The sequence below is a fragment of the Streptomyces sp. NPDC006655 genome (assembly GCF_040703965.1).
Classification (GTDB): Bacteria; Actinomycetota; Actinomycetes; order Streptomycetales; family Streptomycetaceae; genus Streptomyces.
In genome coordinates, this window is the sequence record NZ_JBEYJU010000012.1 from 116943 (window position 1) to 138847 (window position 21905).

The 21905-nt window shown below is 73.5% G+C and carries 20 protein-coding genes, 2 tRNA genes and 1 other RNA gene; 15 read left to right on the plus strand and 8 right to left on the minus strand.

Translation table 11 applies throughout. From position 1 onward, the window contains the following. From AB0958_RS10175 to ffs, 4 genes are all read right to left on the minus strand, one after another. A partial coding sequence (locus AB0958_RS10175) for a hypothetical protein (RefSeq protein WP_366889895.1) occupies positions 1-1587 on the minus strand: 1587 nt, incomplete at its 3' end. Positions 1588-1884: 297 nt separating this feature from the next. Then, positions 1885-3138 (minus strand): phosphoribosylamine--glycine ligase, encoded by a 1254-nt coding sequence (gene purD / locus AB0958_RS10180; protein ID WP_366889896.1) that lies wholly within the window; start codon positions 3136-3138, stop codon positions 1885-1887. 83 nt (positions 3139-3221) lie between these two features. After that, entirely contained in the window at positions 3222-5546 is a 2325-nt protein-coding gene (locus tag AB0958_RS10185) for a DNA polymerase III subunit gamma and tau (protein WP_366889897.1), read from the minus strand. A 59-nt stretch (positions 5547-5605) separates the two neighbouring features. Further along, positions 5606-5704: signal recognition particle sRNA small type (ffs, locus tag AB0958_RS10190), an RNA gene on the minus strand. A 72-nt stretch (positions 5705-5776) separates the two neighbouring features. On the opposite strand from ffs, the gene AB0958_RS10195 reads away from it, so the two are divergent. Both AB0958_RS10195 and AB0958_RS10200 read left to right on the plus strand, forming a co-directional pair. Continuing rightward, positions 5777-5861, plus strand: a tRNA-Ser gene (locus AB0958_RS10195). 294 nt (positions 5862-6155) lie between these two features. Then, a complete protein-coding gene (locus AB0958_RS10200; protein ID WP_366889898.1) occupies positions 6156-8591 on the plus strand; it encodes a helicase-associated domain-containing protein in 2436 nt (811 codons plus the stop codon). 32 nt (positions 8592-8623) lie between these two features. On the opposite strand, the gene AB0958_RS10205 is transcribed toward AB0958_RS10200, so the two are convergent. The 3 genes from AB0958_RS10205 to AB0958_RS10215 form a co-directional block, all read right to left on the minus strand. Next, complete coding sequence (locus AB0958_RS10205) at positions 8624-10540, minus strand: copper resistance protein CopC (protein WP_366889917.1); 1917 nt, start codon at positions 10538-10540, stop codon at positions 8624-8626. A gap of 262 nt (positions 10541-10802) precedes the next feature. Beyond that, the gene (locus tag AB0958_RS10210; protein ID WP_366889899.1) at positions 10803-11405 is read right to left on the minus strand and encodes a GNAT family N-acetyltransferase; all 603 of its coding nucleotides are present in this window, start codon (positions 11403-11405) and stop codon (positions 10803-10805) included. Further along, complete coding sequence (locus tag AB0958_RS10215; RefSeq protein WP_366889900.1) at positions 11398-13551, minus strand: penicillin acylase family protein; 2154 nt, start codon at positions 13549-13551, stop codon at positions 11398-11400. Before AB0958_RS10215 ends, AB0958_RS10210 begins: the two co-directional genes overlap by 8 nt. A 107-nt stretch (positions 13552-13658) precedes the next feature. On the opposite strand from AB0958_RS10215, the gene AB0958_RS10220 reads away from it, so the two are divergent. The 6 genes from AB0958_RS10220 to AB0958_RS10245 all read left to right on the plus strand — a co-directional run bounded on the left by AB0958_RS10220 (position 13659) and on the right by AB0958_RS10245 (position 17195). Next, entirely contained in the window at positions 13659-14285 is a 627-nt protein-coding gene (locus AB0958_RS10220; protein ID WP_366889901.1) for an HhH-GPD-type base excision DNA repair protein, read from the plus strand. Between the two features lie 77 nt (positions 14286-14362). After that, positions 14363-15013: an HdeD family acid-resistance protein gene (locus tag AB0958_RS10225; protein ID WP_366889902.1), complete on the plus strand. Its 651-nt coding sequence runs from the start codon at positions 14363-14365 to the stop codon at positions 15011-15013. A gap of 94 nt (positions 15014-15107) precedes the next feature. Next, a complete protein-coding gene (locus AB0958_RS10230; RefSeq protein WP_366889903.1) occupies positions 15108-15458 on the plus strand; it encodes a hypothetical protein in 351 nt (116 codons plus the stop codon). A 58-nt stretch (positions 15459-15516) separates the two neighbouring features. Next, positions 15517-15645: a hypothetical protein gene (locus AB0958_RS10235; RefSeq protein ID WP_366889904.1), complete on the plus strand. Its 129-nt coding sequence runs from the start codon at positions 15517-15519 to the stop codon at positions 15643-15645. 476 nt (positions 15646-16121) lie between these two features. Continuing rightward, the gene (locus AB0958_RS10240; protein WP_003999914.1) at positions 16122-16418 is read left to right on the plus strand and encodes a type II toxin-antitoxin system VapB family antitoxin; all 297 of its coding nucleotides are present in this window, start codon (positions 16122-16124) and stop codon (positions 16416-16418) included. A 123-nt stretch (positions 16419-16541) separates the two neighbouring features. Then, a complete protein-coding gene (locus AB0958_RS10245) occupies positions 16542-17195 on the plus strand; it encodes a LytR C-terminal domain-containing protein (protein ID WP_366889905.1) in 654 nt (217 codons plus the stop codon). Positions 17196-17409: 214 nt separating this feature from the next. On the opposite strand, the gene upp is transcribed toward AB0958_RS10245, so the two are convergent. Then, a complete protein-coding gene (gene upp, locus AB0958_RS10250) occupies positions 17410-18045 on the minus strand; it encodes a uracil phosphoribosyltransferase (RefSeq protein WP_366889906.1) in 636 nt (211 codons plus the stop codon). A gap of 135 nt (positions 18046-18180) precedes the next feature. Between upp and AB0958_RS10255 the strand changes: the two genes are divergently transcribed. The 7 genes from AB0958_RS10255 (at position 18181) to AB0958_RS10285 (ending at position 21723) form a co-directional block, all read left to right on the plus strand. After that, positions 18181-18378 carry a hypothetical protein gene (locus AB0958_RS10255; RefSeq protein ID WP_132888574.1) on the plus strand — a complete coding sequence of 66 codons (198 nt, stop codon included), beginning with the start codon at positions 18181-18183 and terminating at the stop codon, positions 18376-18378. A 422-nt stretch (positions 18379-18800) separates the two neighbouring features. Beyond that, positions 18801-19328 (plus strand): hypothetical protein, encoded by a 528-nt coding sequence (locus AB0958_RS10260; protein WP_132888231.1) that lies wholly within the window; start codon positions 18801-18803, stop codon positions 19326-19328. A 59-nt stretch (positions 19329-19387) separates the two neighbouring features. Then, entirely contained in the window at positions 19388-19819 is a 432-nt protein-coding gene (gene tadA / locus AB0958_RS10265; RefSeq protein ID WP_366889918.1) for a tRNA adenosine(34) deaminase TadA, read from the plus strand. A gap of 78 nt (positions 19820-19897) precedes the next feature. Next, a tRNA-Ser gene (locus AB0958_RS10270) sits at positions 19898-19982 on the plus strand. A 165-nt stretch (positions 19983-20147) separates the two neighbouring features. Beyond that, positions 20148-20324 carry a hypothetical protein gene (locus AB0958_RS10275; protein WP_165939313.1) on the plus strand — a complete coding sequence of 59 codons (177 nt, stop codon included), beginning with the start codon at positions 20148-20150 and terminating at the stop codon, positions 20322-20324. A 17-nt stretch (positions 20325-20341) separates the two neighbouring features. Continuing rightward, on the plus strand, positions 20342-20635 hold the full coding sequence (locus tag AB0958_RS10280) for a Dabb family protein (RefSeq protein ID WP_366889907.1): 294 nt from the start codon (positions 20342-20344) through the stop codon (positions 20633-20635). A 182-nt stretch (positions 20636-20817) separates the two neighbouring features. Next, entirely contained in the window at positions 20818-21723 is a 906-nt protein-coding gene (locus tag AB0958_RS10285) for an RNA polymerase sigma factor SigF (RefSeq protein ID WP_366889919.1), read from the plus strand. Positions 21724-21905 lie beyond the last annotated feature (182 nt).

A 21905-nucleotide genomic window follows, 5' to 3' on the forward strand; every position in this document is an offset into this window, starting at 1 on the left:
GTGAGCCGGGGAGTGCTCGGTGTCGGCCGGGGAGTGCTCGGCGCAGGTCGGAAGGTGCTCGGTGTCGGCCGGGGGGCGGTTCGCGTGGGTCGGGAGGTGCTCGGCGGGCGTCGAGGGGCGGGCCGTGTCCGCCGGGGGGCGGTTCCCGTCGGGCGGGATGTGCTCGTTGTGGGGTGAGGGGGGCTCGGCGGCGGGAGGGCGGTCGCCGTGGGCGGTGGGGTGCTCCGGGTGGGGCGGGGCGGGGGCGGTGCGGTCGGGGGTGGCGGTGCGGTCGGGGGTGGCGGTGCGGTCGGGGGTGGCGGTGCGGTCGGGGGTGGCGGTCAGGTGGTCCAGGACCCGGGCCAGGGTGGGGCCGCCGGGGTCGGGGGCGCCGGGGTCGACGGTGGCCCGGACGCCCAGGGAGTCCAGGACGCGGTGCAGCCTGGCCGCCTCCGTCCGCCAGGTGCGGTCGACGACCTCGTCCGGGTACTCCTGCCAGTCCACCGGCGCCCAGGCCGGGCCGGGCTCGGCGGGGCCGCCGTGGAAGAGACGGGCGGCGAGCAGCGAGGCGGCCTCGTCCACCAGCCCCGGCTCCTCCAGCAGGTCGCAGGCCGGCCGCTCGCCCAGCCGGGAGGCGAACCCCTCGGCCAGCCGGTCCCGCCGGGACAGCTCGGTGAGCGCCGCGACCACGCCCGCGTCCAGCCGGGAGGGCCAGCGGCCCATCCGCCACGCGGGCAGCGCGACCCGGGTGAGCAGCCGGTCCCACCCCGCGTACGCCAGGCCGACCTGCTCCTGGGCGACGATCCGCAACCCGTAGTCCACGGCCTGGGCACGCTCCGCCGCGGCGGCGGCCACCCCGCGCTCCATGAGGGCCGCGTGCTCCCGGCAGCCGCGCAGCAGCAGCCGGGCCACCCAGCCCACTCCCGCGCACAGCAGACGGGGCGCAGGGCGGCGCGGGGACGTCGCGACGGCCACCGCGGCGTCGAGACCGCGGACGAAACGGCGGGCGGCCGCTATGTCGGGGTGCGCCGAGGGTCCCGTACCGGCGACGACCGGGGCGAGGACCGCGCGGAGCTCGCCCACGCGCATCCACCACAGGAACGGGGAGCCTATGACGAGGACGGGCGCGGCCGGGGCGCGGCGGTGCGCCCCGGGGTCCCCCAGCTCGTCGCCGCCGCGCGGAGCGGGCGGACCGTGCGCCGGGTGGGTGCGGTCCTCCAGCCAGCTGTCGCAGTCCGGGGTGAGCGCTATCGCGGAGGGCGCCGGGACGGCCAGGCGGTCGGCGAGGTCGCGGACCATCCGGTACAGGTCCGGGGCGGACTCCTCCGGGATCGGGACCGTGGGGGTCACGGCCGGCCGGGCACGGGCCACGACCACGGCGACGCCGACGGCGGCCAGCAGGACGACCAGGGCGAGCACGCCGACGACCCAGCGGGCGGTGTCCCAGCCCCGGCCCACGAGGTGGCCGGTGGAACCGCCGGTCAGCAGGATCACCGTGGCCGCCGCGGGGAGCAGCGCCACGGCCAGGGCACGGCCGCGGACGCGCAGCACGGCGAGCGCCCGCGCACGGGCCGCCTGTGCCCCCGCCTCCACACCGATTCCGGTCACGACCGGACCTCACCCCCTCCCTGCTGTCCTGGCGCTGTCCTGGCTGTTGCTCACTCCCCCACTGTGGCACCCGCGACTGACATCGCAATGCCGGTGGGCCAAGTGCCGGAATCCTTGCGCCGCACCCTAGTTGGGGCCCCGGCCCCCGTCAGCCGGATGGGGCATCGGTCACTCGATGGAATGGCTTTGGTCAGAGGTGATCGACAGACAGCAATGATCAGGCCCCGGATTTCGGGTCCGGGGCCTGATCAGGAACGAGCGGGTCGAAAGGGTGCGGAAAGCGCCGCCGCCGTGGCCTCAGGCCCCGGCCGCCGCCTTCGCCGCGATGTCCGTACGGTGCTGGGAGCCGTCGAGGCCGATCCGGGCCACGGCGGTGTACGCGCGCTCCCGGGCCTGGGCCAGGTCCGTGCCGGTCGCGGTGACGGAGAGGACGCGGCCACCGGCGCTGACGACCGCGTCACCCTCGTACTTCGTCCCCGCGTGCAGGACGTAGGCGTACGGGGCGTCCTCGGCGGCCACCGCGTCGAGACCGGTGATGGGGTCGCCGGTGCGCGGGGTGCCGGGGTAGTTGTGGGAGGCGACGACGACGGTGACCGCCGCGTCCTCGGTCCAGCGCAGCGGGGGCAGGTCGGCGAGGGTGCCGGTCGCGGCGGCCAGCAGGACCCCGGCCAGCGGCGTCTTCAGCCGGGCCAGGACCACCTGGGTCTCCGGGTCGCCGAAGCGGGCGTTGAACTCGATGACCCGGACACCGCGCGAGGTGATCGCGAGGCCGGCGTAGAGCAGCCCGGAGAACGGGGTGCCGCGCCGCCGCATCTCGTCCACGGTCGGCTGGAGAACCGTCTCCAGGACCTCGTCCACCAGCTTGGGGTCGGCCCAGGGCAGCGGGGAGTACGCCCCCATGCCGCCGGTGTTCGGGCCCTCGTCGTCGTCCAGGGCGCGCTTGAAGTCCTGGGCGGGCTGGAGCGGCAGGACCGTCTCGCCGTCGGTGATCGCGAAGAGGGAGACCTCGGGGCCGTCGAGGAACTCCTCGATGACCACCCGCTCGCACCCGGCGGCGTGCGCCTTGGCGGCGTCGAGGTCACCGGTGACGACGACGCCCTTGCCGGCCGCGAGCCCGTCGTCCTTCACGACGTACGGCGCCCCGAACGCGTCGAGGGCCTCGGCGACCTCCTCGGCGTTCGTGCATACGTACGAACGGGCGGTGGGCACTCCGGCCCCCGCCATCACGTCCTTGGCGAACGCCTTCGACCCCTCGATCCGCGCGGCTTCCCCGGAGGGGCCGAAGACCGGGATGCCCGCCTCGCGCACGGCGTCGGCGACCCCGGCGACGAGCGGGGCCTCCGGGCCGACCACGACGAGATCGGCGCCGAGTTCCCGGGCCAGCGCGGTGACGGCGGCGCCGTCGAGGGCGTCGACCGGGTGCAGCTCGGCCACCTCGGCGATGCCGGCGTTGCCGGGGGCGCAGTGCAGCGCGGTGACGTCGGGATCGAGGGACAGGGAGCGGCACAGGGCGTGTTCGCGGGCGCCGCTGCCGATGACGAGGACCTTCACGGGGCCAGCGTAGCCGGGCGGGTCGGCTGGAGGTTCCCCCAAGGGTGGGGGCCGACGACGTGACCGCCCCCCAGGGCCCCTCGCTACTCGTTCCGGATCTCCTCCACCACGGTCGCGCCCAGCTCCCGCATGATCAGTTCGGGGCCGGAGAGGGCCGACTCGTCGAGGTCGGGGTCGTCCTCCTCCGGGATGTCGTCCTCGGGGGAGACCGGGGGCGGTTCCGGGGCGCTGGGCCGGGGTGCGGCGGGCGTCGGGGCGGCTGACGGTGCCTGGGCCGTCGCGGAGGGCGGCGAAGGCGTGGGGTGGGGGGACGCCGGGCGGCCCGGAGCGGCCGCGGACGGGCCGCCGTAGCCGCCGCCGTATCCGGATGCCGCGGGCGCGCCGCCGTAGCCGCCGGGCTGCCCGCCGCCGTACCCGGAGCCCGCCGGAGTGGAACCGACCGGGCCGCCGCCTCCACCACCGCCGCCCGTCGAGTCGACGACCGCGTCGATCCGCCACTGCACACCGAACTGCTCGGACAGCGCCTGCCGCAGCACGTCCTCGCTGCCGCTGCTCGCGAAGTTGTCGCGGGCGCCCGCGTTGACGAAGCCGATCTGGAGGGTGGTGCCGTCGAAGCCGGTGACCTGGGCGTTCTGGCTGAGCAGGATCCAGGTGAAACGGCGGCGGTTCTTGACCGCCTCCAGGATGTTCGGCCACAGGACACGGGGGTCGAGACCGCCTGCGGGTGCCGCTGAAGGGACCTGGGCCGCCTGCGCCTGGGGGGTGGAGGCCGGGATCGGCGGGGTCGGCACGGGGGCGGAGGCCGGCGGTTGCTGGGCCGCCGCCGGGCCGCCCGAGCCGGGACCCGCACCCGTGCTCGCGCCCGTGGGCCAGCCGCCGGGACGGCGGGCGCCGCCGCCCGCGGAGGCCGCCGTGGGCCAGGCGCCCGGCGCTGGGGCAGCCGGGGCGGGGGCGGCCGGGGCGGAAGCGGGGCCGGGGGCCGCGGCGGCGGGGGGTTGCTGGACCGGAGGTGCCGGTCGCACCGGCTGCGCCGGAGGTGCCGGCGCGGGGTCCGGGGGCTGCTGGACCGGGGTCGATGCGGGAGGCGTGGCCACGGGTGCCGCTCCCCCTCGTACGGCGGCCCGTGCCGCCGCCATCCCGCCCCCCGGCGGAACCGGAGGCCCGGCCGGGGCACCGCCCGCGGCCTGCGGATGGGCGTCGGGCCCGGGGACGTACCCCATCGCGGGCGCGCCGCCACCGCCCGAGAAGTTGACGCCCCGCTCCAGCCGGTCGAGGCGGGCCATGACGGACCGCTCGTCGCCGTACGCGGCCGGCAGCAGCACCCGGGCGCAGATCAGCTCCAGCTGGAGGCGCGGGGAGTTGGCGCCGCGCATCTCGGTGAGCCCCGCGTTGACGAGGTCGGCGGCGCGACTGAGCTCGGCCGCACCGAAGGTGGCCGCCTGGGCCTGCATGCGTTCGAGGACGTCGGCGGGGGCGTCGAACAGCCCCTTCTCCGCGGCGTCCGGGACGGCGGCGAGGATGACCAGGTCCCGCAGCCGCTCCAGCAGGTCGGCGACGAAACGCCGCGGGTCGTTGCCCCCCTCGATGACGCGGTCCACGACCTCGAAGGCGGCGGCACCGTCCCCGGTGGCGAACGCCTCGACGACGGAGTCGAGCAGGGACCCGTCCGTGTAACCGAGCAGGGAGGTGGCCATGGCATAGGTCACACCGTCCGGACCGGCCCCGGCGAGCAGCTGGTCCATGACGGACATGGAGTCACGCACGGACCCGGCGCCGGCCCGCACGACGAGCGGCAGCACGCCCTCCTCGACGGGGATCTGCTCCTTGCCGCATACCTCGCCGAGGTACTCCCGGAGCGTCCCCGGCGGCACCAGCCGGAACGGGTAGTGGTGGGTCCGCGACCGGATGGTCCCGATGACCTTCTCGGGCTCGGTGGTGGCGAAGATGAACTTCAGATGCTCCGGGGGCTCCTCGACGACCTTGAGCAGGGCGTTGAAGCCGGCCGACGTGACCATGTGGGCCTCGTCGATGATGTAGATCTTGTAGCGGCTGCCCGCGGGTCCGAAGAAGGCCTTCTCGCGCAGGTCACGGGCGTCGTCCACACCACCGTGAGAGGCCGCGTCGATCTCGATGACGTCGATGGATCCCGGGCCGTTCCTCGCGAGGTCGCGGCAGGACTGGCACTCGCCGCAGGGGGTCGGCGTCGGCCCCTGCTCACAGTTCAGGCAGCGCGCCAGGATCCGCGCGCTGGTGGTCTTCCCGCACCCACGCGGCCCGCTGAACAGGTACGCGTGATTGACCCGGTTGTTCCGCAGCGCCTGCTGCAACGGGTCGGTGACATGCTCCTGCCCGATGACCTCGGCGAACGACTCCGGGCGATAGCGGCGGTACAGCGCGAGAGACGACACACCTACGAGGTTATAGGCGCCCACTGACAACCCACCCCGCCGAAGACCCCCGCCCGGCGAACGCAAGCGCCCCCCACGCACCCGCCAGAGCCGACCTACCCTTGCTGCCTTCCGGCCCTGGGGGAGTTCAGTCAGATAGCGCCGCGTGAGGGGCTCCGCACAGAGTACCCGACGTCAGCGGGTAGGAACGAGTTCGCGAGCACTCCTCTCGGTCATGTAATGTTCCCACCGGAGGATTCGCCTAGAGGCCTAGGGCGCACGCTTGGAAAGCGTGTTGGGGGCAACCCCTCACGAGTTCGAATCTCGTATCCTCCGCAGCAGCCCACCTGGGCAGACAAAGGCTCCGACCGGATCTCGGTCGGAGCCTTCGTCGTCTGGTTGCAGTTCTGGGCGCCTGCTCAAGCAGTTACGACCCGGCACCCTGCGTCTCATTGCCGACGGCCAGGATTCACACGGTGTGCTCCGGTCGGGCCCCGCATGCCGTCGACGCCCGTCGGGAGGTACCTGTCCCGGTGCGGCACCCGTCGGCCATGGATGTGCGCCATTCTGGGAAACCGGCGCCGAGCCCCCGCTCCATCGCGACTCCCCGGTCTGACGAGGTGTACCCCCATGAAGTCCCCATCGACCCTGGCGACATGGCTGACCAGCCTCGACGGCTCTCGTCTGGCACGTGTACTCGGAGCACGAAAGGACGCCATGTCCCCTCCGGAGCCGCGCTCCGTGGGGGAACTGGCGGACCGGCTTCAGCGCCCCGGATCGGTGGCACTGGTCCTGCCACGGCTCGCGCTGCCCCACCTCCAAGTGGCCGAGGCGCTGGCAGCGCTGGGTGCACCCGCGTCGCGCGCTGCGCTGGCGGAGCTGCTGGGGGCGACGGACGACCGAACCGCCCGCGAACTGGACGGCGTTCTGGAAGCGCTGGCCGATCAGGCTCTGGTCTGGCCGGACGGCGCGGGGAAGCTCCGCATGGCCGGACCACTGCGCCATGCGTGGGACGCACCCCTGGGGCTGGACGCGCCACTGGAGCGGCTGCTCGCGGGCGCGACCTCCGAGGACCTGCGCGGCATGCTGGCAGCCCTGGGCATCAAGCCGCCGGGCACCAAGCCGCAGCGTCTGGCCGCACTGGTGGCCCACCACAGCGACCCGGAACAGGTCGTCGCCCTGGTCTCGAAAGCTCCGGCAGCCGCCCGGGAGCTGCTCGAACGCCGTACGGAGGGCATGCCCGGGCAGCCGCGGTCCATCGTGTTCGGCGCAACCGGCCCCGGCCTCGAACCGGGCGCCCGGTGGGCACTGGAGCGGGGGCTCCTGATCCAGGACCGTCACGTCTACGGTCCGGCCCGTATGCCGGCCGAGGTGACGCTCTCGCTGCGCGGACCGGGCTGGCACGCCCCCTTCGCACCGCTCCCGCCCTCCGTGCGAACGACGTCCGTCACCCCGGCCGAGGTGGACCACGAGGCGTCGGCCGCGGCCACGACGTTCGTGTCCCGTGCCGTGGGGGTTCTGTCGGCCTGCTCGGGCACCGCGCCGACCCGGCTGAAGTCCGGCGGGATCGGGGCGCGTGAACTGGCCCGCATCGGCAAGGCAGCGCAGGCCGACGACGCCGTCGTACGCCTTGCCCTGGAGACGGCGTACGCCGCCGGTCTCCTGGGCCGGGACGGCGACCGCGTGGCTCCCACCGAGGAGTACGACGCCTGGGCGGAGCAGGAACCCCCGGAGCAGTTCGCGGTACTGCTCCAGGCATGGCGGAACCTGCCGCTCACCCCGACCGACTCGCGCGACGAGGACAACAAGGCGCTTCCCGCTCTGGCGGGAGCACCACCCTGCAATGGTTGCGTGACGGCTCGCCACGGGCTGTTGGCCGCGGCCGGACAGCTTCCGGCAGGGCAGGGCGCGACGGCCACCTCGGATCTGGGGCCCCTGATCACCTGGCACCGCCCGCTCACCCACTCGTCGGCCCCGGACGGAACACCGTTCGCCACCGTGATCCGCGAGGCCGAGATTCTCGGCGTACTCGCTCGCGGCGCGCTGTCCGCCTTCGGTGTCCCTCTGCGGGCCGGCGACACGGAGGCGCTGGGCAGGGAGTGCCGGCGACTGCTGCCCTCGGCCACCACCACGGCACGGATCGGCGCCGACCTCACCGCCGTCGTCACCGGTACACCGTCCGCGCGGCTGTCCTCGCTTCTGAACGCCGTCGCCGACCGTGAGACCAGCGGCACGGCATCGGTGTGGCGGTTCAGCGTCGGCAGCATCCGCCGGGCACTGGACGCCGGCCGTCTCGGCGACGACATCACGGCCGACCTGGCCGCTGTCGCCGCCGGTCCCCTGCCGCAGCCGCTGTCGTACCTGATCGCCGACACCGCACGCGGCCACGGCCGGGTGCGCGTCACCCCCGCCGCCTGCGTCATCCACGGCGAGGACCCCGCTCTCCTGGCCGAACTCGCCGCCCACCGCAAGCTCGCCAAGCTGGGGCTGCGACTGTTGGCGCCCACGGTGCTGATCAGCCGCAGCCCGCTCGATACGACCCTCGCCACGCTCCGGGCCGAGGGATACGCCCCCGTCGCCGAGACGGTCGAGGGCACGGTACGGGTCGAGGAAAACCGGCCGCTGCGGGCCGCCGCGGCGGTGCCGGCCCCGCGCGGCAGCGGCGCGCGGGACAGCGGCCGGATCGCTGCCACAGGCACGGCGAAGAATTCCGCTCCGGTCGACCCGGACACCTTGGCGTCCCGGTTGCTGGCCGCCCCACCGACGCCCCCAGAACCCGCGCCGTTCGACGGCGGACCGCCCTTCGCCACCGACACCGAGGAGATCGTCGCGGGCTGGGCGAAGCACCTGCCGTACAGCGACGTCCGCCAGCTCGCCCACGCCATCGACGCCGACGCGCCCATCACCGTCGACTACGTCGCCACCTCGGGGAACCGGACGGTACGCACCCTCAGCCGCCTCGAACTCGACCCGCCCTACCTCGAAGCCTGGTGCCATCTGCGAGAGGACATGCGCGTCTTCACGCTCTCCCGCATCCAGGGCGTCATGAGCCCCGTGCTCGACTGAAAGAGGGCTGGTCGAGCGGGTACCTCTCGGCGCTAGGCGGCGATCCTGATCTTCTTCGTCACGGTCACCTGGTCCAGGTCGGAGACCCGTACGGTCACGTTCATCGTCCACTCGCCCGCGAGGGGGATGCTGACGGCGTTGGTGGCCCAGTAGCCGCCCCGGTCCGCCAGGTCCGCGGGCAGCGGGCCGATCTTCTGGGCGGCGAGGGTGAAGGAGAGGCGCAGTTCGGGGACGGTGGAGATGCCCCCGTCGGGGCCGAAGACGACCGCCTCCACCGAGTTCTTGCCGACCCGGCCCGGGTCCAGGGTGATCTGCACCTTGCCGTGGCCGTTCGGGGTGCCCACGTCGAAGGGGACCATGGCGACGGCCGCCGCGGGGATGCCGAGCGCGCCCGACGCCGTGCCCGACTCGGCCGCCTCGGCCGCCGCCCGGCCGGGCAGGGTGCCGGTGAGGATCGTGGTGAGGACCAGGACCAGGACACCGACGCCGACCTCGGCGAGGACCGAGCGGCGCAGGGCGGCGCGGAGGTCGGAGCCGAGGTCGGAGCCGAGGTCGGAGCCGGGTGGAAGGGCCTGCTCCGGGGAGGCCTCCGCGTCGGACCGCCGCGGTTCGGACGCGACCGTCTCCGCAGGGGAGGAAGGGGCGGCCGGGGACTGGGAGGACGACGACGGTGCGGACGCCGGGAGTGCGGACGACGACGAGACCTCGGGTGACCGTGTCGCCAGGGCGCCGACCGTCTCCGGGACCCGGGTGCGGGCCGGTGCCGCGGTCCGGGCCGCCGCCAGCTTCGCCGTCCAGCGGCGGGACTGGGAGGCCGCCCCCAGCAGCAGGGTCACGGCGGCGAGCTTGAGGAGCAGCAGCCTGCCGTACGACGTGTCGGTGAGCGCCTGCCAGGAGCCGAGGCCTCGCCAGGACTGGTAGACGCCGGTGACGACGAGGACCGCCACCGAGACGAAGGCCACCCGCGAGAAACGGGTGACGACGACGGCGGCCAGCGGGGTGCTGCCCCGCTGGAGGGTGATGAGGAGGGCCGTGAGACCGCCCAGCCACAGCGCCATCGCCAGCAGGTGCAGGACCGTCGAGGTCATCGCCAGGGGGACCTGGATACCGGCCGAGGCGTGCTCCGCCGCCGCCCAGGTGAGGGCCAGGGCGACGGCGAGGGCGGTGCCCGCGGCCAGGACGGGGCGGGTCGGACGGAGCGGGCGGGACCGGTCCGCGCCCCCGCGGCCGAGGAACAGGTGGAGGCCCGCGACGACCGCCAGGAGCGCCACCCTGGTCAGCAGGGCCAGACCCGGGCGGCCCGTCGCCGACTTGACGAGGGCGGACAGGTCGAGGGCGGTCACCGGGGAGGTGCCCTCCTCGTACGAGGAGCGCAGGACCAGGAGGAAGAGGCTGGCCCCCAGCAGGACCCACCAGGCCGTCCGGACCGGTTTCCGCAGCGGCGCCGGGTCCGGCGGGCGGCACAGGGCGACGAAGGCGGCCGCGCCGATCAACAGCGCCACGGCGAGGTACGCGAGGTAGCGGCCGATGTTGTAGAGGCCCTCGGTGACCGGGTTCTCGACCGGGCCGGTGGGGACGGCCGCGACGGTCGCCGACGGTTTGCCCACGGAGAAGGTGAGGGCACCGGAGACCGGGTGGCTGTCCGCCGACACGACCCGCCACGCCACGGTGAACGTGCCGGTGCCGAGCTTCTTCTGGAAGGTGATCCGGGCGGTGTCCGAGCCGGCCGGGCCGTGTTCGGCGTCGCCGGTGGTCACCCGGTGGTTGGTGGGGTCGTACACCCGGAACGAGTCGTCGAGCAGGCCGACGGACTCGGTGAACGTCAGCGTGACCGAGCCGGGGGCCGACTTGAGCACGGCACCGTCGGCGGGGTCGCTGCCACGCAGGGCCGCGTGGGCGGAGGCAGGGGCGGCGGAGGCCAGGAACAGGGCGGTGAGGAGGGTGCCCAGGAGGGCGGCCGTCCGCAGGGCCGCCCTGTGGGGGGTTGCCCTGCGGGGGGTTGCCCTGCGGGGGGTTGCCCTGCGGGGGGCGGTGGGGCGCCGTCGGTCGTGGTGTTCGCGCACTTCACCCGCTCCGAGTTCGGAAACACGTGTTCTTCGGTCATACGGCTGGGAAGCGCTCGGCACTCATCGACCTCGGCACCGATCGCGCGGGCACGCGTCTCGCTCGGCACTCGTCTCGCTCGGCACTCGTCTCGCTCGGCCCCCGTCGTCACCGCGGGTCGTCCGGCTGGGTCGCCGGCCGGGTGAGGAACGCGAGTCGGGCGTGCTTCTCGGGCAGGTACACGTCCGGGAGGTCGATCTCCGGGAGCACGACGGCCGGGCCGAGTTCGAAGCCCTGGCTCCGGAAGCGGGCGATCGCCTTCCCGTTGCGGACGTCCGGGTCCACGACGATGCGGCGGCGGTCCAGCGCGCGGAAGACGTACTCGGTGAAGACGCGGAGCAGGGACCCCGTCCAGCCGGGGCGGGGGCCCTCGGGTCCGGCCGGGGCGAGCAGGACGTGCACGCCGATGTCGCCTGGGCGGGCGTCGTAGCACTCGCTCACCCGGTCCGCCTCCGGCTCGTACGTCTGGAGGAGCGCGACCGGGACACCGTCCCTCTCGGCGAGGTGGGCGTGATGGGTGCCGAGGCCCGCCATATGGGTGTAGACGTCGGCGACCTGGGCGCGGGTGAGGCCGGTCATGCCCCAGAAGACGGCGCGTTCCTCGGCCACCCAGGAGTGCACGGTGTCCGCGTCGCGTTCGGGGTCCAGGGGACGCAGGCGCACGGTGCCGAAACCGGTGACGGTGTGTTCGAAGGGGGGTTGTTCAGGCATCGGTCTCTTCCGTGTCGGTGAGGTCCACGCGTTCCAGGTGGTCCCAGTCGGTGACGACCGGGACCAGGTCCCCCCTGAGCCACAGGGGGAGTTGGTCGCTGTGGTGGGCCGCGCCGGGAACGCCGTCCGCGCCGAGCGGGACCACCCAGAGGCTGCCGTCGCGGCGGGCCAGGTCCCAGACGTAACGGGCGGCCGGGCCGCGCACCGTGAGGTCTGTGACGCCGGGGACGGCGGAGGTGCACAGCACGCAGTCGTGGTCACCGGAGAGCGCGGGACCCTCGTACGGCTCTCCGGGCAGCGCCTGCCAGGGGGCGAGGCGGTGGGTGTCGCCCCAGGTGCGGGCGGGCCGGTCCGCGGCGACGTCCGCGGCGACTTCTGCGGCGACTTCTGCGGCGACTTCTTCGAGCGCGGCGCGTACGACGGCGGGACGGTCGATGCCGTACAACTCCTCCGCACTCAGCAGGTGTTCGAGGGCGAAGCCGATCCGCGGGGTGAGGGCGAGCCACGGGAGCAGGGGCTCCGGGCAGGTGGGGGACGGGGGTTCGGTGAGGGGGGCGAAGGCGGGGTGGGCGGCGAGGTGCCGTACGACCGCGGAGCGTACGGCCGCGTAGTCGGCGGCGGTGGCGCTGCCGGCGTCCATCCGGCGGTCCCAGGCGAGCAGGCGGTCGCGGAGTGCGGCGGCCCCGGGGGTGAGGTGGTCGAGCGCGGCGAGGCGGTCCAGGAGGGGGGCGGCGGAGGCGAGGTGGGTGTCCATGTGGATCGCGGGCAGGTCGGCGGCGGACCAGGTGCGGCGCCCGTCGAGGAGGGCGCGGATGCGGTCGGCGCGGTGGGGTGGGGCGAACTCGACGCCGAGGGGGGCGGCGGGACCGCGCTGGTTCGCCATCACGGCGGCGCCGTCGGTGAGTTCGCCGTACGGCATCTCGTGCCAGCCCTGCCATGCGTGGCCGGGGAGCCAGGCGGGGGCGAGACGGGTGCGGTTGGTGCGGGAGCGGACGGGGACGCGGCCGGCGACGCGGTGCAGGGTGCCGCCGGCGGTGTCGGCGGCGTGGACCACGTTCACGGGCTCGGCCCAGGCGTCGAGGGCGCGGTCGACGTCGGCCACGCTGCGGGCGCGCAGGAGGGGGAGGAGGGCGGTGAAGCCGAGGTCGTGGGTGACGCGGGGCGGGTAGCGCAGGGCCAGCGCCTCGGCTTCGCCGTCGGCGGCCGGCGGTCGGTGGCCGGAGGCCGGGGACAGGGGGGTGATCAGGGGGCCTCGGGGTGTTTCGATCACCTCGATCTCGAACGGGGGCTGTCCTGCCACCGGCACCGTCTCCGTGTGCCGGTGGGCCGGGCTCCAGGTGCCGTCCGGGCCCAGCGCCGCCACCCCGCGCTCCGTCCGGCGCAGGCGCTCCCGGTAGAGGTCCTGGTAGTCGGCCATCGCGTTGGTGATGGCCCAGGCGACCGTGCCCGCGTGCGCGAAGTGGGCGATGCCGGGGACGCCGGGGACGGCCAGGCCCACGACGTCGAACTCCGGGCAGGAGAGCCGGATCTGCTGGTAGACGCCGGGGGCCTCGATGAAGCGGTGGGGGTCGCCCGCGATCAGCGCCTTCCCGGTGGTGGTGCGCGCGCCCGACAGCAGCCAGCCGTTGCTGCCCGCGGTGGCCGGTCCGTCCGTGGCGAAGAGCGGGACCGACTCCGGACCCAGGTGCCGTACCGCCTGCTCGCGCCAGAGCTTGGCGGGGAACCCGGCGAACAGGAGGTGGGTGGCCAGCCAGACGGCGAGCGGGTGCCAGGGCTCCCAGGTGCCGGGGGCCAGGCCGGTGCGGGCGAACTCAGGGGTACGGGCGGCACCGGCCGGCAGTCCCTCGTTCACGCCGGCCGTGTACGACCGTACCCACTCCGCCGTCTCCGGGTCCCGTCCCTCGAGCGCCTCGAAGCAGCGTCTCGCGGTGTCCACGAGGCGGGCGCGGCGGGCGAGGACGTCCCAGGCGGCGGCCGGGGAGCCGAGGAAGGACGCCGACGTGCCCTGGGCCCGGTGCCGTTCCGTCTCCAGCTGCCAGGCCCGGTCGTGCGCGGTGATCCGGCCCTGGGCGCGGGCGAGTGCGCGGGCGTTCCCCGCGCGCAGATGAGGGATGCCCCAGGGGTCGCGGTACGTCTCTGTGGTCACCCCGTGACACCCCTTACCTGAGGTTAGCCTTACCTAATCAGAACGGTGGGGGAATCGTACGCGAGGGACGGAGTGCGGGGCAGGACCGGGCGCGGGATCATCGAGCCATGGACGCCCATGCCGACGCCGCCACCCCTGCCCTGCGTCTCGCCCAGGACCCCGAGGCCGACGGACTCCTCAGCCGCAGCAGGCTCGCCGCGTTCGTCGGCATGCTGCTGGACCAGCAGGTGCCGATGGAGTGGGCGTTCAAGGGGCCGGCGACGATCGCGCGGCGCATGGGCACCGAGGACCTGGACGCGCACGAGATCGCCGCACAGGACCCGGAGGCGTTCGCCGCGCTGCTCTCCGAGAAGCCCGCGGTGCATCGCTATCCCGGGTCCATGGCGAAGCGGATCCAGCAGCTGTGCCAGTACCTGGTCGAGCACTACGACGGGGACGCCGAGGGCGTCTGGCGCGATGTCGAGAGCGGAGCGGAGCTGTTGCGGCGGCTCCAGGAACTGCCCGGGTTCGGGAGGCAGAAGGCGCAGATCTTCCTCGCGCTGCTGGGGAAGCAGTTGGGGGTGCGACCGAAGGGGTGGCGGGAGGCGGCGGGGGCGTACGGGGAGGCGTCGGCGTTCCGGTCGGTGGCCGACATCACCGGGCCGGAGTCGCTCGCGAAGGTCCGGGCGCACAAGCAGGAGATGAAGGCGGCGGCGAAGGCGGCGAAGGGGACGAAGGGGGGTGCGGCCGAGTAACCCGTGCTCCTTCAGGTCGTCACCCGGTCGGGCTCCCCGTGGTGGCGGTGGAGCGTGGCCGGGGCTCCCCTGGATGCATGACCGAGCCCCACAGCACCGGGCCCGCCGACGACGACCGCAGGGCTCACGCCTCCGGTCTCGGGCGGCATGAGGCCGAACCGCCGTTCGAAGGGCCGTTGCACGCACTCGCCCAGGCCGCCTGGCAGACCATCCTGGTCACCGGGATCGCCTCGCTGATCCTCGGCATCCTGGTCCTGGTGTGGCCCGGCGCCTCCCTGCTGGTCGCCGGTGTGCTCTTCGGCATCTACCTGCTGGTCAGCGGCGTCTTCCAGCTGGTCGCCGCCTTCGGCACGCACAAGACGACCTCGCTGCGCGTGCTGGCCTTCATCAGCGGCGCGCTGTCGATCCTGCTGGGCCTGTTCTGCTTCCGCGGCCCGCTGGAGTCGATCCTGCTGCTCGCCCTGTGGATCGGGATCGGCTGGCTGATCCGCGGGATCACCCAGACGATCGCCGCCGTGCACGACCCGGCGATGCCGGCCCGCGGCTGGATGATCTTCCTCGGGATCGTCACCTTCATCGCCGGCATCGTGCTGATCGTGTCCCCGTTCAAGTCGGTCGCCGTACTGACCCTGGTCGCCGGCATCTGGCTGGTGGTGGTCGGCATCGTCGAGATCGTCTCCTCGTTCGGCCTGCGCGGCCGCGCCCGGCACGTCCCGCGCACCGTGTGAACCGCGTCAACCCCGCGCCCCGCAGGTACGCCGAGCGAGCGGTTCTGCCGTCCGGCGCGATGAACACCGCCCACGGCGCGGGGAGATGACCGCCATGAGCAGCGGCCCCACACTCGGTCGCCCGCGGCCCGGCCCCGCCCGGCTGCGGGCGCTCGTGGCGCTGCTGTTCGCCCTGCTGCTGACCGGCGTCCCCACGGCGGCCCCCGCGGCGACCGCCCCCGTCACCGCCGCCGCGGCCGGGACCGCCGAGCACGACGTGCCCGACACCCCGCTGCGGCCGTCCGTCCGCACCGTCCACCGCGCCGACGTACCCCAGCGCTCCGCGCCGCTCCCGGCCTCGGGGCCCGCCGGCCCGGCCGACCGCGACATGCGGCCCTCCTGCCCGGCCGCCCCGCGTCCGCCGTACGCCGCACCCCTGCTGCGCACCGTGGTCCTGCGCTGCTGACCGACCCGACGCCCCGCTCCCCCGTCAGGTCGGTCCGCTCTACGCAAGGAACACCGCCATGCCCTCAGACCCGTACGCCGTCCTGCGCGCCCTGCTGCGCGCCGAGGCCGTCCGCAGCACGCCGAAGCCCCGGGAGAAGGCGGCCGAACCGCCGCGGCCGCGGCCCCAGGAGCAGAAGCAAAACTGAGCCCCCCGGGACGGAGCCGGGTCGCCCGCCGGACGACCCGGCTCACCGGCGCCTGCGGGCCGCACCGAGGAAGGAACGGGCGATCCACCGGCCTGGGAAGGGGCGATCCACCGACCAGGGAGCGGGCGATCCACCGACCAGGAAACGGGCGATCCACCGGCCGAGCCGGATCCTCACCGAGCGCGCGGGCCTTGAGCCGGCCGCCCGGCGCGCGGGCGTGGCCGGTGCCGGGGCCGGGGCCGGGGCCGTTCCCCGCGGTCGTCCCCGTGGCCTGCTGGGGCTTCTCGTACGCCGACTCGCGGTCCACAGCCTGTGCACAACGTCCGTGCGGGGCGGACGCCCTTACCGCGGTGTCCAGTTCGGCCGCACCCGCAGTTCCGGTTTCGCCTTTTTGATGACCTTTACAACGTCTTTTCCGGCGTCACACTCGGTCGCCATGGCTGCGCCCGGAACGTCAGGACCGGTAGGCTTTCCGTGTGATCTTCAAGCGCATCGGAAACGGCCGGCCGTACCCCGACCACGGCCGGGAGAGCACCCGGCAGTGGGCGGACGTCGCACCGCGCCCGGTCCGCCTCGATCAGCTCGTGACGACCAAGGGCCAGCTCGACCTGGAGACCCTCCTCGCCGAGGACTCGACGTTCTACGGCGACCTCTTCGCGCACGTCGTGAAGTGGCAGGGCGACCTGTACCTGGAGGACGGGCTGCACCGCGCGGTCCGCGCCGCCCTCCAGCAGCGTCAGGTGCTGCACGCCCGCGTGCTCGAACTCGACTGACACCCGAGCGGACACCCGCTCGCCGTCCGCCGTTCCGCGCCGGTTGCCCCTTTCGGGTTGGACCGCACTCCGTCGGATGATCATCTATTAGTCAACGCACCCGTGGCGCACTACGCTGCGCTCATGAGCATGCTGACTCCCCCCGGCATGGGCGGCCAATACCGGATCACAGGGGACAAATACCCTCGCATGCGCCCACGCCGGCGGCGTACCCGGCTGACCCTCTCCGTGGTCGCCTCCGTCACCGCGCTCGGCCTGGTCGGCTGGGGCACACTGCAGCTCATCGACGTCTTCACGGGTGGCGGCGGGAAGGCCTCGGCGGCCGGTTCGGTGAAGGACTGCGTCAAGCAGGCCGCCGCGAGCCCGAGTCCCGCGGCCGGAGCGTCCGCCGCCGCGCTGCCGAAGCCCGCGCAGATCACGGTGAACGTCTACAACGCGACCACCCGCACGGGCCTGGCCAAGGACACCGCGGACGCGCTCAAGAAGCGCGGGTTCCGGATCGGCGACGTCGGGAACGCGCCGGCGAAGTTCGACGCGAAGGTCAAGGGGACGGCGGTACTGCTCGGGCCCGCCTCCGCCCTGAAGACCTCGCTGCCGGTCCTGGCCACCCAGCTGACGGCGGCCGACCAGCGCACGGAAGCGGGCCGCAAGGGCACCGCGGTGGACCTGATCATCGGGGACGCCTTCAAGTCCCTCACTCCCCAGGCGACGGCCGACAAGGCGATCACCGCCCTGGCGGCCCCCCAGCCGAAGGCGACGACCAAGAAGACCTGCTGAACCAACACCGCCAACCGAAGCCCACCCGGGGGCGCTGGGGTTCCCCCGGCCGAAGGCCGGCGGAGGAACTGCGCGCCCGGCCACAACCCACCCACGGCCGCCACCCAACCGCGCCACCCGCGGCGACCGCGCGAACGCCCACCGCCGATCACCCGTCCGGCGGCAGAAGACCCGCCCTGCCGGAGGCAGGGCGGGCCTCGACACCCCCGGAGGGCTACTCCGCCGCCCCGTACAGCCGGTCCCCGGCGTCCCCGAGGCCCGGCACGATGTAACCGTGCTGGTTGAGGTGGTCGTCGACCGCCGCCGTCACCACCGTGACCGGCGTCCCCGCCAGCTCGCGTTCCATGACCTCGACGCCCTCCGGGGCGGCCAGCAGCACCACCGCGGTGACGTCGTCGGCACCCCTCCTGATGAGCTCACGGATCGCGGCGACCAGCGTGCCGCCCGTGGCCAGCATCGGGTCGAGGACGTACACCTGACGCCCGGAGAGGTCCTCCGGCATCCGGGAGGCGTACGTGGACGCCTGGAGCGTCTCCTCGTTGCGGATCATGCCCAGGAAGCCCACCTCGGCCGTCGGCAGCAGCCGCACCATCCCGTCCAGCATGCCGAGCCCGGCCCGCAGGATCGGCACGACCAGCGGACGCGGCCGGGCGAGCTTGACGCCGGTCGTGGCGGCCACCGGGGTCCGGATGTCGACGGCCTCGGTCCGCACGTCCCGGGTCGCCTCGTAGGCGAGCAGGGTGACCAGTTCGTCGGCGAGCCGCCGGAACGTCGCGGAGTCGGTGCGCTGGTCGCGCAGCGTGGTGAGCTTGTGAGCGACCAGGGGGTGGTCGACGACGTGGAGACGCATGACCACAACAGTAACCGCGCCCGACCTCCCCCCGCGCAGGCCCGTGCTGCCCCACCCTGACGTCGCACCTGGCATCAAACCGGCCGTCCGGGGGAAAGTGGGAGTGTCGAAGTGGGGTGATTCGACGTGCCTGAACTGTCTGGACAGCCTGGACAACCTGACCGTGGCTATGGCGCCCCGGAGGGCGAGACCGAGGCCGAGCGGCGCCGCCGCCGGGCCCGGTTCCTGCGCGAACTCGCCGAGGCGCGGGCGCTGCGCGACCGGGTCCAGCCCCGCCGGGCGAAAGTGGCCCGGCTGCGACACGCGATGCGGATGAGGACGTTCCGTTGGTAGACCTCGACAGGGGTCCGCGGCCCGGCGGGAGCCCGTGAGAACCGGCAGGAGCCCGCACAGGTCCGAAAGAGTCGGTAAGAGTCGGCAAGAGTCGTGAAGCCGATCCTTCGGCAAAGATCCACTGCTTGCGGCCCGTTGCGGTCCGGCACGGGTAAGGCCGTGCGTGGGCCGCGCGAAAACCCGCGTACGATCCGCAGGTGGCGGCAACGAGTGCGCTGGTGACTGCGTTCACGGACGCATGGATGGCTCTTTGCATACGTGCGATCAAAACTGCCAGACACAGGGAGCCGAAGACGTCCCCTGAACGCCTTGTTTCTGCCACGATTCCGAGTGGGTGGGGCTCGGAGCCCAGCTCTTCCCGCCCAGAACCTCCGCCGGGGGGACCCCCAACCGGCACGCCTAAGACCAGTGGGAGAGTCACGGTGTACTTCGCCGCACTGCTCGCGCGCACCGAAGACGGGTGGGAAGCGAGCGACACAGAGCTCGACGATGTGGAGACCCTGTCGGACCTGGCCGACCTGGCCCGGGAATCGGCCTCGGAGGCCGACGACACGGTGCTCGTCTTCATCGAGCAGGAAGACGCGTGGTTCGGTGTCGTGCGCGTCGACGGTGAGGAGGACCCCCGGGTCTTCGTCTCCAACGCCGCCGCCGCCGCCCGCAGCTCGTACGGCGAGCTCCTGCTCACCGACGAAATGCTCGGAAGGGAGCCCAAGGACGACACCGACGTCCTGGACTCCCTCGACCTCGACGGCACCGAGGACGGGGAGCCGGAGCCGGAGGAGGACGACGACTCGGACGGCTCGGCCGTGCCCTCGGGCCCGGTGGGCGACCCCGGGATCCTCGACGACCTGGGGGTGACCGCCAAGGAGCTGCTGTCGCTCGACGAGGACGCGCTCGGCGAGATCGCCGAGGCCCTGGGCGCCTCCGACGTCCTGGAGACCGTCCGCTGACGCTCCACCACGAGGAAGCCGGGTCCCCCGATCCGGTACGCGACCGCTGGCGGGCCGTGATGCGGCTCGCCCTGGACGAGGCGGGCCAGGCCGTCCAGGGCGGGGACGTCCCCGTCGGCGCCGTCGTGCTGTCCGCGGACGGTACGACGGTCCTCGCCACCGGGCACAACGAACGCGAGGCCACCGGCGACCCCACCGCGCACGCCGAGGTCCTCGCACTGCGCCGGGCCGCCGCGGCGCTCGGCGAGTGGCGGCTCACCGGCTGCACCCTGGTCGTGACGCTGGAGCCCTGCACGATGTGCGCCGGCGCCCTGGTCCAGGCCCGGGTGGACCGGGTCGTCTACGGTGCCCGCGACGAGAAGGCGGGCGCCGCGGGGTCCCTCTGGGACGTCGTACGGGACCGGCGGCTCAACCACCGTCCCGAGGTTGTCGAGGGCGTCCTCGCCGGGGAAGCCGCCCGGCTGCTCACGGAGTTCTTCCGCACCCGCTGAGCCGCCCGTCCGAGGCCCGCCCCGGGCCCTTGAATACCGATTTCAGAGCACGGCCCCCGGTGCTGTAAGGTCTCCCTCGGTAGCGTGTCCGAGCGGCCGAAGGAGCTCGCCTCGAAAGCGAGTGTGGCGCAAGTCACCGAGGGTTCAAATCCCTCCGCTACCGCCGTGAAGCGAAGGGCCCGGTCCGTTGGACCGGGCCCTTCGTCATGTTCCGGTCGCCTCGGGAACCGGAGAAAAATATCGGGTACCCCCCGCGCCGCCGGTCATACAAAACGATCTGACCGTTACACTCGCGCCCGGCAACAAGGGGACATCAGGGGAGAGGCCGGTGGCGGTGAACGCCAAGAAGATCGCCGTCTACGCGCTCGTGGTCTTCGCGCTGTACGTCATCATCACGGACCCGCCCAGGGCGGCGGCCTGGGTCCAGATAGTCTTCCAGGGCATATCGGACGCCGCCAAGGCCGTCGGCGACTTCTTCACCTGGCTGGCCAACGGGGCGAAGTAGACCCTCCGGGAGTACCCATGATCCGCCACCTGGTCCTCTTCAAGCTCAACGAGGGCGTGGGGCGCGACGATCCGCGCGCCGTCGCGGGCGCCGAGGCCTTCGCCGCGCTCGGCGGCAAGATCGGGGAACTGCGCTTCTGGGAGTGCGGCTGGAACATCACCGACCGGCCCATCGCCCACGACTTCGCGATCAACTCGGCGGTGGAGGACGCGGACGCGCTGAAGCGCTACCTGGAGCACCCGGACCACCAGGCGGCCGCCGCGCAGTGGCGGGAGTTCGCCACGTGGGTGATCGCCGACTACGAGTTCTGAGCGCCCCGTCCGTTTCGCATCATGGCCCTCCGCCGGGAACGACGGGGGGCTTTCGTGCGCTTATGCCCCAACTAACCGTCATTCAACCTCAACACGAGGTGATGGGGTGCTTGCACACAGTGCACATGTCTTGTGATGCTATGACCGCTTTTGACGGATGATTGACCGATGAAGAGGTGGCGTTGACCGTGTCGGCCAGTTCTGCGCCGCCCCAGGAAGAGGCGCCCGCCCCCGCCCAGCCCGCCGGCCAGAACCCACCACCGGCCCAGCCCCAGCCCGCGACCCAACCCCCCGCCCAGGCGCCCGCCCCGGCCCCGGAGAAACGTCGCGGCGCCGACACCCGGGCGCTGACCCAGGTGCTCTTCGGCCAGCTCAAGGAGCTCAGGCCGGGCACTCCGGAGCACAACCGCGTGCGCGCGGCGCTCATCGAGGCCAATCTCCCGCTCGTACGCTACGCGGCCGCCCGTTTCCGCTCCCGCAACGAGCCGATGGAGGACGTCGTCCAGGTCGGCACCATCGGGCTGATCAACGCCATCGACCGCTTCGACCCGGACCGGGGCGTGCAGTTCCCGACGTTCGCGATGCCGACCGTCGTCGGCGAGATCAAGCGCTACTTCCGCGACAACGTCCGCACCGTGCACGTCCCGCGCCGGCTGCACGAGCTGTGGGTGCAGGTGAACAGCGCGACCGAGGACCTGACCACCGCCTTCGGCCGCACCCCGTCCACCGCCGAGATCGCCGAGCGGCTGCGGATCAGCGAGGAGGAGGTGCTGTCCTGCATCGAGGCCGGCCGGTCGTACCACGCGACCTCCCTGGAGGCCGCCCAGGAGGGCGACGGGCTGCCGGGCCTCCTGGACCGCATCGGGTACGAGGACCCGGCCCTGGACGGCGTGGAACACCGCGACCTGGTCCGCCACCTCCTGGTCCAACTCCCCGAGCGGGAACAGCGCATCCTCCTCCTGCGCTACTACAGCAACCTCACCCAGTCCCAGATCAGCGCGGAACTCGGCGTCTCCCAGATGCACGTCTCCCGCCTCCTCGCCCGCAGCTTCCAGCGCCTGCGCTCGGCGAACCGCATCGAGGCATAGGGCCGCCCCAGGGCCTGTCCCCAGGGCCTGTCCCCACGCCCGCTCCGCGCCCGCCCCGTGCTCGCCCCGACTCCGTTACCGGGCCGAGACCTGACCCCGGGGGCCCGGCGGGGTCATTACCGCAAACAGGATCGAGCCATCACTGTCGCGAGCGAATCGCTCACCAGCGCACTTCCCGACAG